Consider the following 12,855-nt stretch of genomic DNA (forward strand, 5'->3'; position numbering starts at 1 on the left):
CCGCGGCATGGAGCGCCTGATTGGTGGCAGGGCGCGGCAGCTGCAGCGCCTCGGACAGGCGCAGCACCATCTCGCGGCTGGGATTGGACCGGCCGGATTCGAGGAAGCTCAAATGGCGGGCCGACATTTCGGCCTCAAGGCTGAGGTCAAGCTGGCTGAACCGGCGGGTCTTGCGCCAGTCCTTCAATATCGCGCCAAATTCCGACGGCATGATCGTCTCTCTCCTCCTGCGCCTCACCTGACCGGCAGATAGCATGAAACGCGACCCATGCACTTACCCGGCAGGTAATTGTTTTGATGAGCGGCCTGTGTTTTACCACGAATATCCAGGAATGAGGAGCTGATCATGTCACCACAAGCCGCTGGCCGCTATATCCGTATTGTCGGGATTTTTTCGATTTTCGTCGCCATATTGTTCGCCTTCTCCGGGGTGAACGACTTTACCGGTGCCAATGACATATTCTTCCATCTCGCCTCCTCTGGGGGCAATGGCGTGGCTGGCCTCAATACGCCGGAAGCAAAAATGGCGATGGCAATCGCCGGTGGCGTCTTCGCCGGCATGATGGCCATGTATGTCTTCATCACCGCGCCGGGCGTCGAGCAGGGCAGCGACCTGATCCGCAAGGGATCGATCTATACATTCCTGGTCTGGTTCGCGGTCGACAGCGGCGCATCGGTGGCATCGGGCAATGCACCGAACGTCATCCCCAATATTATTTTCTAGTCGTTTATCTATTACCGTTGTTTCTGGTGAAACGCACGGCCTGAAGACCCGGCGAAACTCACGGTTGTTCACATCCTTGACCCAGGGTCCGTATGGCGAGCTGCCGAGCATCGAGACCTGTATCCGGGCACTGACTTCGTTGATTTCCAGCTGCGGTTTGCGGCCGGGGTGGACCGGCAGGCGCAGCGGTCTCTTGCCGGGTGCCTTGGCGATCAGGTCGGCGATGGCCCGTGGCACATCCATCGGATCGGTCGAGCCGCCGCTGTTGCGCAGCGCGCCATCAACCAGCGCCTGATAGGCGGTCTTGCGTTCGTCATCGGCCCGTTCGAGCATCGGCGCGGTATATTGGTTGCCGTTTTCCCATATTTTGTCGGGAAGCCACCGGGCTGGACGATGGTGACATCGACGCCGTGCGGGACCAGTTCATAAGCCATTTGCTCGCTCATCGATTCGACCGCGAATTTGGTTGAACTGTAGAGGCCCATGCCCGGCACCATCACCCGGCCGAGTTGGGAAGAGACATTGACGACCAGACCGGATTTCTGCGCGCGCATCTTCGGCAGGGCCGCGCGGGCGACCCGCTGGTAGCCCATGACATTGGTGTCGAACAGAAGCTGCATCGTTTCGAGATCCTGCAGCTCCACCGGAGCGCCGGTGCCGATTCCGGCATTGTTGATGACCACATCGAGCGCGCCGCCATTCAAACGTTCGGCTTCGGTCACAGCCTTGTTCACCGATTCGTCCGACAGCACATCGAGCTCGAGGATGGTGATGTCCAGATCCTTGTCCTTGGCCGCCTTGGCCAGCGCATCGCCTTCCGCGCGCGGCAGATTGCGCATGGTGGCAAACACCTTCGCGCCCTGTTCGGCATAAAGGATCGCCCCGAGATTGCCGAAACCGGAGGAACAGCCGGTGATCAATATCGACTTGCCGGTGAGATCAGGCTTGCCCTCGACCTTAGCAGCAGACGCCGGACCGGCGGAAAGCGCTGCCCCGGTAGCGGCGCTGGCAGCCAGCAGCTGGCGGCGGCTGAGGGATGGCATGTTGCTTGTCTTTGGCATCGAAGGACTCCTAAATTTCAAAATCGCTGCTACACTAGCATAAAACCCGCTTCGCAGAGAGCGGGATAATCGGGGAGAGAAAAATGCGGATAGAAAAAGCCGGCGTGGCGGTCGGCGCGATTGTCGAACATGTCGATGTCACCAGCCTGAGCGATCAGCAATTTGCCGATATCCGGCGCGCCTTTCTCGACCATGGCAGCCTGTTCTTCCGCGACCAGAAGCTCACCCCCGATCAGCATATCGCCTTTGCCAGACGCTGGGGCGCGATCGACCGCAACCGCTTTTTCAAGCGGCGTGAGGGCTATCCGGAAATTGCCGAAGTGCTCAAGGAACCGGACCAGCAGCTCAATATTGGTGGCGGCTGGCACACCGACCACAGCTATGACCAAGCGCCGGCCATGGGGTCGATCCTATACGCGCTGGAAATCCCGCCAAGCGGCGGCGATACGTTGTTCGCCGGAATGGCGGCGGCCTATGACGCGCTCGATGACGGGATGAAAGACCGGATCAAGGACCTGAAAGCGCGGCACGGCAATGCGCATGTCTTCGGCGAGGAGAGCGCCTATCGCAAGGCAATCGGCGACCGCTACACCAATGCCGATCAGGCGGGGCAGACGGCGATCCACCCAGTGGTACTCGCCCATCCCGAAACCGGAGTGAAGGCCTCTATGTCAATCCCGGCTTCACGCTGGAAATTGTCGACATGGAACCAGAAGAGGGTCAGGCGCTGCTGCAGGAATTATACGCTCATATCATGCAGGACCGCTTCCACTATCGGCACCAATGGCGCGAGGGCGATCTGGCTATGTGGGACAATCGGTCGACCTGGCATTATGCCCTGAACGACTATCAGGGCCACCGCCGCTATCTCAACCGGATCACGATTGAGGGCGTCGCGCTGGCGTAAATCGCGCCGGACGGATCAGATCGCGAAGCCGAGCGCCCAGAAGGCCATGGTACCGATCGCCAGCGAAACAAGCGTCTTGCGACGATAGGCTCGCGCCATCAGCCCCACGACCAGACCACCGACAATGACCAGGAACAGGGCGATGCCGGCGATCAGCTGATAGGTTTTGAACAGCGCGGGGCCGTGGCCCTTGTGCAATTCCATCATCGCATATTGAAAGCCGGGCTTGTGCAGCGATGCCTCCAGGCCGTCGGGCGTCTCGTTGATCCGCGCAAAGGTCCGCGAGGTCGGCCGGGTGGTCATCTTTCCGCCCCGGCTGCGAACGCTTTCGATGTCCAGATTGATGCCCTGCGCCGCTAGAACAGTGCCGATATCCTGTTTCAGCGTCGCGCTGTCCGGATCGATCTGCGTATCGGCGGGCAGTTCAATCGGGATATCCTCGATCGACGCTTCCACCCCCGCAAGCTTGAGCGCGCCGGTGATGCCTACCAGCAGAAAGGAAGGCGCCAGAAAGGCGGCAAGGAACAGATGAACCAGTATCAGCAGGTTCCGGGTTTTGACTTTATTCACGCAATATTTCCTTAGCGCTGGAACCGGCCGGCAAATTTGGTGAAGGCGAAATGCAGCTTCTGCCGGTCCGACCGGCCGATCATTTCGCCGAGCAGCCCGTGGAAATGATCCGGTTCACGCTGTACCGCTGCCGTGGTCAGGTCGAGCATCAGCATCTCGTCATAGCTGGTCTGCTGGCAACAGGGGCGGTGCACGGCCATCGGTTCGGGCCAGCAATCGCTCATCAATTCGATGATATGGGCGAAATGGCGGGCCGCGATTTCATCGCCCAGTTGCTTGACCAGATAGGGTTTCGGGTCCTGCCGCTTTTTCCACGCCAGAACGGCAATCCGCATGGCGACAACTATCCGCATTTGCGCAGCGGGCAAGGCGGCGATCTTGGGGGTCGCGGCCAGCGATTGCGCAAATGCGGATATCGGCTCCGGCATCAATAGTCTGCTGATGCTGGAGCTGTCTGTGCAGCGGCCTGGGCGGGTTGCTCACTCGTTGCGCCCCTTATGAGCGACCGCGCTTCCTCCACTGCAGCAGTCTCGGTCAACTTGCCATCGGAAATTTCCGTACCCATGGACAACAGCCGCCCGCTGATCACGGTTCCGGTATGCGCCTCTTCCTCGACGGTCACCCCGCCATTGGCAGCGATTGCGGCATCCCATTCGGCCCGCACCTGCTCCCAGTAGCTTTTGGTTTTCGCCCAGTAATCGTCGGCCGCGCTAACGCTGTAGCCGTCGAATTTCGTGTATGTGTTGAGCACCGATTCCTGGACATAGGGAACGGCCTTACCGTCGACCGTCTTCATCTTGGTATTGTCCTGCCAGTGGATCCAGCCACCGGGCATCGGCTGATGCCGGTTGATCGCCTGATAATGGTCATAGACCGGATCACGCACCGCGTCGCGGCGGGCCAGTGGCCGGGCGGTCCAGTCGCTGGTCCAGCTGCGGACGCCGTTGACCGTCTGCCATTTGCCGACACCGCCATAGCGGGGGCTGTCATCGACTTGCCAGACGGTTTGCGACCAGCTGCCCCGGCGTTCGGATTCCGGAACATCCCTGTTCACCCATTTGCCGGCGCCGGCATAGACCAGCACTTTGGCCGGTTCATAGACCCAGTCCTGGCGCCAGTGCTTGATGATAAACGTATTGCCTTCATGTTCGGCGACCAGCAGATGCTGCAGGATGATTTCCGTGCCGGTGTCCTTGATCACGCGGACGCTTTCATGCCCGCCGGAAATCTTCGCCTTGATCGGTTCGTAATCGTCCCGCCATGACGTGGTTTCCGCCATGTCGAACTTGACCTTATAGTTTCCGGCCATCGCCAAAATGTCGGCGCGGTCCTGTTCGAAGGACGCCTGCGTCGCGGTCGCCGCCAGTTGCGGCTGGTCGCCAGCGGCCAGCGCCGGTGATGTCGCCATGGCCAGAGCGAACAGCGCCGCCCCCAGTTTTGTTTTCCATTTCATGGTCATCATTATTTCTCCCCCTTAGAATTAGAATGATATACTGAGCGAAACGCTGGCGTTGCGGCCCGGCTGCGTGAAGGCGTCGATGATCGGCGATGTTGCCTCCAGCCCCCGGACGCTGCTCCAGACCCAGTATTTCTTGTCGGTGATGTTGAAAATGCCGGCCCGCAATTTGAAATTCTCGGCGATCCGGACAAAGGCCGTCGCGTCGACGATCAGGGATTCATCCGGCCGGAAACAGGCCGCGCTGCAGACACCGGTCGTCTCGTTGAATTCCTTTTGTGCATTATAGCTGAAGATCAGTTCGCCCCCGAAGGCACCGGTCGGTTCGCGATAGCCCAGGCCCAATATCGCGTTGATCGGATCAACCGTACCCAGCGATGCCGGTGGATTGTTCGGCGACTTCACCGTGCCGTCGGCAAAAGCGACGGCAAAACGGGCGCGGAAGCCGCTATCGGCTTCATAGCTGGCCTTGGCCTCGACACCCTTGACCGTCACATCATCGAGATTGATGAACTGGTAGATGGCCGGATCGGTTGGCGTGAAACTTCCGCCCACCACTTCCTGGCTGATGAAGTCGGAATAGTCCGCGGTAAAGGCGGTCAGCGACAATCCGACCCTGTCGGTTGCATAGCGGATGCCGGCCTCGAAACTGTCGCTGGTTTCCGGTCCGAGATCGGGATTGGCCGCAGATGTGTAGCCGAAGGCGAGATTTTCAAAGAAATTATTGACCTGGCTGGGCGTCGGCGCGCGAAAACCGCGGGCATAGTTGCCGAACAGGCGAATATCGCCAAGCTTGACCACCGCACCGAGCTTGGGCGACAGTTTCGATCCGTCCTGCGCGCTGGGCGTAAAGCTCGGCAGCAGCGGATCGTCGGTCGGGTCGAGATCGTAAAAATCATAGCGCAGCGCCGGATAGAGCGTCACCATACCATCGGCAAATTCGATCGCGTCGCCGATATAGAAGCCGCCCAGGGTGAAATCCGTTTTCGGAAAGGCGCGGGTCGGGAATGTTTCTCCAAACGGCGGCTCGGTGCCGTCGCGCAGACCATCCTGCTCGGTCTTGCTGATATCGCCGCCAAAGGTGATCGTATGCTTGACCGCGCCGGTGCTGAAGGTCGAGCGGAATTCGGCCACCGCGCCGAGAACTTCATTGTCAAATGTGTTCAGCCGTTCCCGGTCCGGGCGCGGGGTGGCGGAGGTCGGGGTGCGTTCCTCGAGCGCGAACTGGCGGTCGCTGCCGTCCTGCCAATATGCGGCGAGATGGGCATAGTCGATAAAGCCGGACCCTTCTTCACCCGCATCATAGGTATAGTCGAGCGACACCCGGATGCGCTTGGTTTCGTCCTGTGCGGTCAGATTGTCGACGATCCAGCTCGGCGTGGGGCCGAACAGAAAGACCGGACCGCGGCCCGACAATATGTCCGAGGCAATCTCGCGCTCGAGATATTCGCCGGTCAGGCGAAGCTTGTGGGTGCCATTGTCCCAGACCAGCTTGCCGAGAAAGGCGTTGGACTCGCCCTCCTGCGGATTGGGGGTGGTGCGGGTCGCGTCTTCCGTGTCGATCGTGCCCTTGTTGTCCAGCTCTTGGAAATCCCGCCGCGAATAGGCCAGCATCGCCGAAAAATCGCCGGTCTGTCCGGCCAGCGCTATGGTCTCGGAAAATTCCTGATCCTCGGAACTATATTGCGCCCGGGCAAAGCCGCCAAAGCTGTTGCCCTCGCCGATGAAGTCCACGGGGTCGGAAGTGATGAAGCTGACCGCGCCGGACAGGCCGTCGCTGCCGTAGAGCGCTGAAGCGGGGCCGCGCAGGATTTCGACCGACTTGATCAGGCCGACGTCGGTCGCATTGCCGCGCCCGACTTCCTGCGCGCCGAAAGTATAGCCCTGGGGAGAACGGATGCCGTCGACCTGAATGAGCACCCGGTTGCCGCCAATGCCGCGGATATTGAAATCCTCGTTGCCGGCCCGGCCCGTCGTGCCGAGAGCCGCACCGAAGCGCGCGGGAGCACGGCGCACCGTGACACCCGGTTCGAACCGCACGATATCGCGGACATCGGTCGCCATTTCGTCGGCCATCTGTTCCTGGTCGATAACGGTGACTGTGGCGGGAGCATCCTCGACCTCGACCGGCGAGCGGGTTGCCGTGACCGTGATCGTGTTGTCATCCTCGAAACCGGAAGCATCGTCACCCGCGGCCATCGCCGCCTGGGAAAAGCCTAATGCCAGAAAACTGCATGTAAATGCGGCTCCCCGATGACGGAAGTTCGGTCTCATGAATTGTGCCCCTGTTTAATGATAATGCGAATGATTCTCATTCTTAATTAAGAGGCATGGATGCAACCTGTCAAACGATAATTAGAAATTAAGCAAAAAGGCCGGATTTTCGCCGATGCGAGTTGTGGCGATCAGAAGACAGGAACCGAGACGCGCATGGCATCAAGTCTAAGCCGCGTACCTCAATCACTTTATTGACTAATATTCAACTTATGTCATATATATGAAACTAGTGGAATATGGGAGAGGCCTGATGTCCTTGAAATATGCAATTCTGGTCTGTCTTTCTGACGGGCCAAAATCGGGCTATGACATTGCCAAGCAATTTGACGAGAAGACCGGCTTTTTCTGGCGCGCACGCCATTCCCAAATCTACCGGGAACTGGGAAAGCTGAAGGACAATGATCTGGCCCTGGCAGAAGAAGTCCCCCAGTCCGGCAAACCCAATCGCATCGTCTTCACGATTACCGATGCCGGCCGAACGGCCTTGCTGCAATGGTCCCGCGAACCCTCCGAACCGCAAGTGCTGAAAGACGATTTTCTGGTTCAGCTCTATGGTATCGAATCGATCGATCTGGATGCGCTGCGCCGCAATCTGCTGTTGCGGCTTGAACGGCATCAGGACCGCCACGCCGAATATCTGGTGAAACAGAAACTGCTGGAAAATGGCAATTCGCTTGGAGATCTCGGGCGGCAACTCGCGCTCGATGTCGGTATCCGATGGGAACATGAATGGATGGACTGGTGTACCAAGGCGCTGGAAAAGCTGCATCCCGACGCGCTGGCAGACGCGCGGGCCAGAACAACGAATATCATTCCGATGGACATGGGGGAGACGAGAAATGCTGAGCGATAAACGGCGGAGCTTGCTGGTTTTGAACGGGGTCGGGCTGTTGCTGTCTGCGGCGCTGAGCGGCTGGCTCTATTTTTCTTCCTGCTGGGAGCGCTTGACCTGTGGCCCCTGTTTACCGACATTCCGGTGGAAATAGGCGGCGATCGCCGCGCTTGGAACATGGCGCATCTCGAAGGCATCACAAATGGCCTGATCCTCATCGCGCTGGCCGCTGCGGCGCCTTTTGTCCGGCTCGGTCCGAAAGGCCAGACCTGGCTGTTCTGGTCCTCTCTGACCTATGCGTGGCTGTTCACTCTGCCCGCCATAGCCAATGCCCTGTTCAGCACCAGAGGACTGGAATTTGGCGGCGGCCCTTTTGCCGGCGACGTGACGGTCAACAATATCATCTATCTGTTCGGCTGGCCGCCAATCATCGCTGTTCATATCGGCTTCGGCCTGTTTGCCTGGGGCGCGTGGCAAAAATATAGATCGCTGGAGTCCGGCGCGTGAACGCACCGACCAGACAGCCGCCGCAGTCCGGCGAGATCATCGTTCGCGCTATTCCCTTTGCCTTTGCCGAGAATATCGATCCGACATGGCATCCGGATCGACGGGAATGGAGCCATATGGCGAACGGCGCGTCTCTAACCATGCCCTATCTTGAGCCTTTTCTGATCAAGACGGTCCGCGAGGCTCTGAAAAAAGCGAGCAACCCGCAGCTGAAGCAGGACGTTCACGGATTCATTGCGCAGGAAGGCAATCACTTCCAGAACCACCGCCGCTATAATGAAATATTGAAACGCAATTATCCGGAACTGGCCGATGTCGAAAGCGAATTGGCGGTGGACTACAAGCGGTTGCAGACCAAGAGCCTGCGGTGGCGTCTTGCCTATACCGCCGGTTTTGAAACCATGACCATGGGCATAACCGAATGGCTGATCGGGGATCGGCGCAACCTGTTCAACCATGCCGATCCCTCGGTTTCATCGCTGATCCTGTGGCACATGGTGGAGGAAACCGAGCATAAAAATGTCGCTTATGATCTCTATCAGCATCTCTATGGCCAATATTGGCCCCGCGCCTGGGGTTTGGTTTACGCGAGCTGGCATGTCGCCCGGTCGAGCCGCAAGGGATATCGGCGCATGCTGAAACGCGACCGATTATGGAACCGCCCTGCCAGCCGGTTGCGGCTCTGGGCCATGGTGATACGCTTTCTGATGAAGGCCTCACCCGCCATGTTGCGCTCACTGGTGCCCGGCTATCATCCCGGCAAGGTGACGGACCCCGAGTGGGTGGCCCGCTGGACCAGCGCCTATGCCGGTCTCCCGGAGGACGCGATCCCTCTGCTCGATACAAGCGATCCGGAGATCCCGGCACAATTTGCGTAACAGCAGACCGAGCGCTTGCCCCTTTATCCGTCCGGCGCGAATCTGCTCCGGGTCCGGTTGGCTATGGCGACCAGCGACAGCATCACCGGCACTTCGACCAGCACGCCGACCACGGTGGCGAGCGCCGCGCCGCTGCCCAGTCCGAACACGCCGATGGCCACGGCCACGGCCAGTTCGAAGAAATTGGACGTTCCGATCAGCGCGCAGGGTGCCGCGACATTGTGCGGCACTTTCCACGCCCAGGCGGCGGCATAGCTGACGAAGAATATGCCATAGCTCTGGATGATGATCGGCACCGCGATCAGCGCGATCAGCAGCGGCTGGGTCACGATGGTCTGTGCCTGAAAGGCGAACAGCAGCACCACCGTCAGCAACAGCCCCAAGACGGACAAGGGCTTGACCCGGTCGGTAAAGGCGGTGACGGCCGCTTCCCCGCTGCTGGACCGGGCGAGCAGTGTGCGGCGGGTCAGCGCGCCGGCAACCAGCGGAATGACGACATAAAGCAATACCGAGAGCAGCAAAGTCTCCCATGGCACGGCGATATCGGCAACGCCGAGCAGCAGCGCGACAATCGGCGCAAAGGCGAAGATCATGATGATATCGTTCACCGACACCTGCACCAGCGTATAGGCGGGATCGCCTCTGGTCATCTGCGACCAGACGAAGACCATCGCGGTGCAGGGCGCAGCGCCGAGCAGGATCAGGCCGGCGATATATTGCTGCGCATCATCGGCGGACATCAGCCCGGCAAATATATATTGGAAGAATAATACCGCCAGCGCCGCCATGGTGAAGGGTTTGATCAACCAATTGACGACGATGGTGATGAACAGGCCCTTCGGCTTTTCGCCGATATGCCTGAGGCTGGCAAAATCGACGCCGACCATCATCGGGTAGATCATCGCCCAGATCAGCACCGCAACCACGAGATTGACCGAGGCATATTCGAGGCGGGCGAGGATCGCGACCGCATCGGGCGCCATATTGCCGATCAGGAGTCCCAGTAATATCGCGGCTCCGACCCAGAGCGACAACCATTTTTCGAACAGGCCGAGCCCGGCATCCGCCGAGCTCTCAAGGGGTTGCGTTGCCATGTCTCAAGCTCCGATTTTCTCTGCGCCGATTTCCCGGAGCCGGTTCTGCAGGCTCATCTTGTCAATGCTTTCCAGCGGCAAGGCCAGAAACAGGCTTATCCGGTTGAACATCATCCGATAGGCTTCGGTGAAGGCCGCGCGCTTCTCGGCCTCGCTGCCGGTTGCTGCGGCGGGGTCGGCTATCCCCCAATGGGCGGTCATCGGCTGACCCGGCCACACCGGACAGGTCTCGCCGGCGGCATTGTCGCAGACGGTGAAGACAAAATCGAGCGCGGGCGCATCGGGTCCCGCAAATTCGTCCCAGTTCTTGGAGCGCAGTCCCGCAACCGGATGGCCCATGGTTTCGAGCAGATCGAGCGCATAGGGATGAACCCGTCCGGCCGGATTGCTGCCGGCACTCAGGGCATTGAACCGCCCCTTGCCCTCGCGCTGTAAAATCGATTCCGCCAATATCGAGCGGGCAGAATTGCCGGTACAGAGAAACAGCGCGTTATAGACCTTGACGCTCATGACAGGGCGGCTTTCGAAGGCGCGCAGCAGCTGCTTTCGGCGGCATTGCGCGACACGGCAGACAGTTCGGGCGAATCGCCATAGACGACGGATTCACCGTCGGTGTAAAAGGCTTCCCAAACGACGCCGTCGGGATCGGCGATCCAGCTTTTTCCGACTGGGCATAGCAGCAGGTGGTCTGCCCCTCTTCCAGCACGGGCGCGTCGGCCTTGCGCAGACGGGTGAAGACTTGTTGAAGCTCTTCCGGATTTTCGGCCTGGATGCCGAGATGCTCGATGCCCTTGGTCGCATGATCTTCCGACGAGATGGCGAAATTCACACGCGGATCGTCGAGCATCCATTTGGCATAATCATCTTTGGCCACGGTCGGCTCGGCGTCGAACAGCGTGGAGTAAAATTGGATCGAGGCGGCGAGATTATCCACGCCGACATGGATGTGCATCCGTTTCATGGGCAAAGCCTTTCGAGTTGGTTGGTAAGGGGCGCGCAATCCTCGCCGGAACAGCAATTTTCCAGCAGGAAGGCGACGAGGCCGTTCATCGCGGCGAGATTGGCGCGGTAGATGATCAGGCGGCTGTCGCGCTTTGACGAGACAAGATCGGCGCGCGACAGGGTGGCCAGATGCGAGGACATGGTATTTTGCGGAACGTCCAGCCGTCTGGCGATCTCTCCCGCCGGCAGGCCGGCCGGTTCATGACGGACCAGCAGCCGGAAAACATCGAGCCGGGTGTTTTGCGCGAGCGCACCGAGCGCCTCTATTGCCTTAGTCGAATCCATATATCTATATATGTCGATATATGGATTATTGTAAAGCATCAAATGCACGCAGGGCGGTTCTTTGTCTGACAGATGCTTGTCGAACCCCGTCGCGCCCAGTAGAGACGGGTTCTGATTTTCCTTTCCGGATGGAACCCCGCATGACCCTGATCGGCCCCGCCTCGCACAGCTATTTCTCCCAGCGGCTCAAGCTGCATTATGCGGACTGGGGCAATGAGGACAAACCACCGCTGATCCTACTGCACGGCGGCAAGGACCATTGCCGCAACTGGGACTGGACGGCACAGGCTTTGCGCGACGACTGGCATATCATCTGCCCCGACGTCCGCGGCCATGGCGACAGCCAGTGGAGCACCGACGGCAATTATGCCAATATGGCGATGGTCACCGATCTGGCGCAGCTGATCCACCAGCTCGACCTGTCGCCGGTCACCATCGTCGCGCACAGCATGGGCGGCAATATCGCCCTGCGCTACACCGGCCTCTATCCCGACACGGTCCGCAAGCTGGTCGCGATCGAGGGGCTTGGCCCCAGCCCCGAAATGCTCGCCGAGCGCGAGAAGACCGGTCAGCTCCAGCGGGTGCGCAATTCGATCGAGGAAAAGCGCAAGGCCGCCGGGCGGCAGGTCAAACGCTATCCGACATTCGAGGACGCGCTCGGCCGGATGCAGGACGCCAACCAGCATCTGTCCGACGAACAGGCCCGCCATCTGACCACCCACGCGGTGATCCGTAACGAGGACGGCAGCTATAGCTGGAAATTCGATCCCTATGTCCAGCACTGGGACAGCATCGACCTGTCTCAGGACAGCATTCACGAATTGTGGGGCAATATCAGCTGCCCGGCCCAGCTCCATTACGGCGCCGACAGCTGGGCCAGCAATCCGGAGAAAGACGGCCGCATGCAATATTTCGGCGACAATGTGACGGTGAAGGAATTTGCCGACGCCGGCCACTGGTTGCACCATGACCAGTTCGAGCTGTTCATCGAGACACTGAACGAGTTTTTGTAGAGGTCCGGTCACTGCGTCTGGCTCAGCGACCAGGAAGTGCGGGTGGCGCAGTTGCGTATTGGGAAACCCAAACCTTCTCCCTTGAGGGAGAAGGATACGAAGCCTTGCCACCGGAGCGTCAGCGCAGGCGGCTAGGCGCAGTTGGATGAGGGTGCTCCGCTGGTGGGCTGCTCTGTAACCAAAGTTCAGTACACCCTCACCCAGCTACGACTAGGTAGTGGACTCATAAAATCTTAGCCAGAGTCTGGT

The 12,855-nt window shown here is 59.6% G+C and carries 15 protein-coding genes and 1 pseudogene; 6 read left to right on the forward strand and 10 right to left on the reverse strand.

The genetic code is table 11. The features are described 5' to 3' along the window. A partial coding sequence (locus C8024_RS18815) for a helix-turn-helix domain-containing protein (RefSeq protein WP_173208032.1) occupies positions 1–211 on the reverse strand: 211 nt, incomplete at its 3' end. 135 nt (positions 212–346) lie between these two features. On the opposite strand from C8024_RS18815, the gene C8024_RS22305 reads away from it, so the two are divergent. After that, positions 347–724 carry a hypothetical protein gene (locus C8024_RS22305; protein WP_254306102.1) on the forward strand — a complete coding sequence of 126 codons (378 nt, stop codon included), beginning with the start codon at positions 347–349 and terminating at the stop codon, positions 722–724. 212 nt (positions 725–936) lie between these two features. Here the strand turns inward: C8024_RS22305 and C8024_RS22310 are convergent, their stop codons facing one another. Then, on the reverse strand, positions 937–1,785 hold the full coding sequence (locus C8024_RS22310) for an SDR family oxidoreductase (protein WP_254306103.1): 849 nt from the start codon (positions 1,783–1,785) through the stop codon (positions 937–939). A gap of 83 nt (positions 1,786–1,868) precedes the next feature. Between C8024_RS22310 and C8024_RS18825 the strand changes: the two are divergent. After that, a pseudogene (locus C8024_RS18825) lies at positions 1,869–2,692 on the forward strand (TauD/TfdA dioxygenase family protein). A 15-nt stretch (positions 2,693–2,707) separates the two neighbouring features. Here C8024_RS18825 and C8024_RS18830 read toward each other — a convergent pair. The 4 genes from C8024_RS18830 to C8024_RS18845 are packed head-to-tail and all read right to left on the reverse strand — an operon-like array spanning position 2,708 to position 6,917. Next, the gene (locus C8024_RS18830) at positions 2,708–3,262 is read right to left on the reverse strand and encodes a hypothetical protein (RefSeq protein WP_173208035.1); all 555 of its coding nucleotides are present in this window, start codon (positions 3,260–3,262) and stop codon (positions 2,708–2,710) included. Between the two features lie 11 nt (positions 3,263–3,273). Continuing rightward, complete coding sequence (locus C8024_RS18835) at positions 3,274–3,690, reverse strand: hypothetical protein (protein ID WP_173208038.1); 417 nt, start codon at positions 3,688–3,690, stop codon at positions 3,274–3,276. Beyond that, entirely contained in the window at positions 3,690–4,724 is a 1,035-nt protein-coding gene (locus tag C8024_RS18840; protein ID WP_367947437.1) for a DUF6607 family protein, read from the reverse strand. The genes C8024_RS18835 and C8024_RS18840 overlap by 1 nt, the downstream gene beginning before the upstream one ends. 18 nt (positions 4,725–4,742) lie before the next feature. Then, entirely contained in the window at positions 4,743–6,917 is a 2,175-nt protein-coding gene (locus C8024_RS18845) for a TonB-dependent hemoglobin/transferrin/lactoferrin family receptor (protein ID WP_254306104.1), read from the reverse strand. A gap of 328 nt (positions 6,918–7,245) precedes the next feature. Between C8024_RS18845 and C8024_RS18850 the strand changes: the two genes are divergently transcribed. From C8024_RS18850 to C8024_RS18860, 3 genes are all read left to right on the forward strand, one after another. Continuing rightward, positions 7,246–7,848, forward strand: coding sequence for a PadR family transcriptional regulator (locus C8024_RS18850; RefSeq protein WP_173208043.1), 603 nt, complete (start codon positions 7,246–7,248; stop codon positions 7,846–7,848). 123 nt (positions 7,849–7,971) lie between these two features. Next, positions 7,972–8,334: a hypothetical protein gene (locus C8024_RS18855; RefSeq protein ID WP_173208046.1), complete on the forward strand. Its 363-nt coding sequence runs from the start codon at positions 7,972–7,974 to the stop codon at positions 8,332–8,334. Then, positions 8,331–9,212 carry a metal-dependent hydrolase gene (locus C8024_RS18860; RefSeq protein WP_173208049.1) on the forward strand — a complete coding sequence of 294 codons (882 nt, stop codon included), beginning with the start codon at positions 8,331–8,333 and terminating at the stop codon, positions 9,210–9,212. The genes C8024_RS18855 and C8024_RS18860 overlap by 4 nt, the downstream gene beginning before the upstream one ends. Positions 9,213–9,235: 23 nt before the next feature. Here the strand turns inward: C8024_RS18860 and arsB are convergent, their stop codons facing one another. Genes arsB through C8024_RS18880 form a run of 4 tightly spaced genes read right to left on the reverse strand, consistent with a single transcriptional unit; the run spans position 9,236 to position 11,593 of the window. After that, positions 9,236–10,306: an ACR3 family arsenite efflux transporter gene (arsB, locus tag C8024_RS18865; protein ID WP_173208051.1), complete on the reverse strand. Its 1,071-nt coding sequence runs from the start codon at positions 10,304–10,306 to the stop codon at positions 9,236–9,238. A gap of 3 nt (positions 10,307–10,309) precedes the next feature. Then, positions 10,310–10,816: an arsenate reductase ArsC gene (locus C8024_RS18870; RefSeq protein ID WP_173208053.1), complete on the reverse strand. Its 507-nt coding sequence runs from the start codon at positions 10,814–10,816 to the stop codon at positions 10,310–10,312. Further along, complete coding sequence (locus tag C8024_RS18875) at positions 10,797–11,258, reverse strand: VOC family protein (RefSeq protein WP_367947438.1); 462 nt, start codon at positions 11,256–11,258, stop codon at positions 10,797–10,799. The genes C8024_RS18870 and C8024_RS18875 overlap by 20 nt, the downstream gene beginning before the upstream one ends. 5 nt (positions 11,259–11,263) lie before the next feature. Then, positions 11,264–11,593 carry a helix-turn-helix transcriptional regulator gene (locus tag C8024_RS18880; protein WP_173208055.1) on the reverse strand — a complete coding sequence of 110 codons (330 nt, stop codon included), beginning with the start codon at positions 11,591–11,593 and terminating at the stop codon, positions 11,264–11,266. Between the two features lie 140 nt (positions 11,594–11,733). Here C8024_RS18880 and C8024_RS18885 point away from each other — a divergent pair, with 140 nt between their 5' ends. After that, positions 11,734–12,606 (forward strand): alpha/beta fold hydrolase, encoded by an 873-nt coding sequence (locus C8024_RS18885; protein WP_173208058.1) that lies wholly within the window; start codon positions 11,734–11,736, stop codon positions 12,604–12,606. The last annotated feature ends 249 nt before the right edge of the window (positions 12,607–12,855 follow it).

This window comes from Sphingopyxis sp. BSNA05, from assembly GCF_013265645.1.
In the GTDB taxonomy this organism is placed as follows: Bacteria; Pseudomonadota; Alphaproteobacteria; order Sphingomonadales; family Sphingomonadaceae; genus Parasphingorhabdus.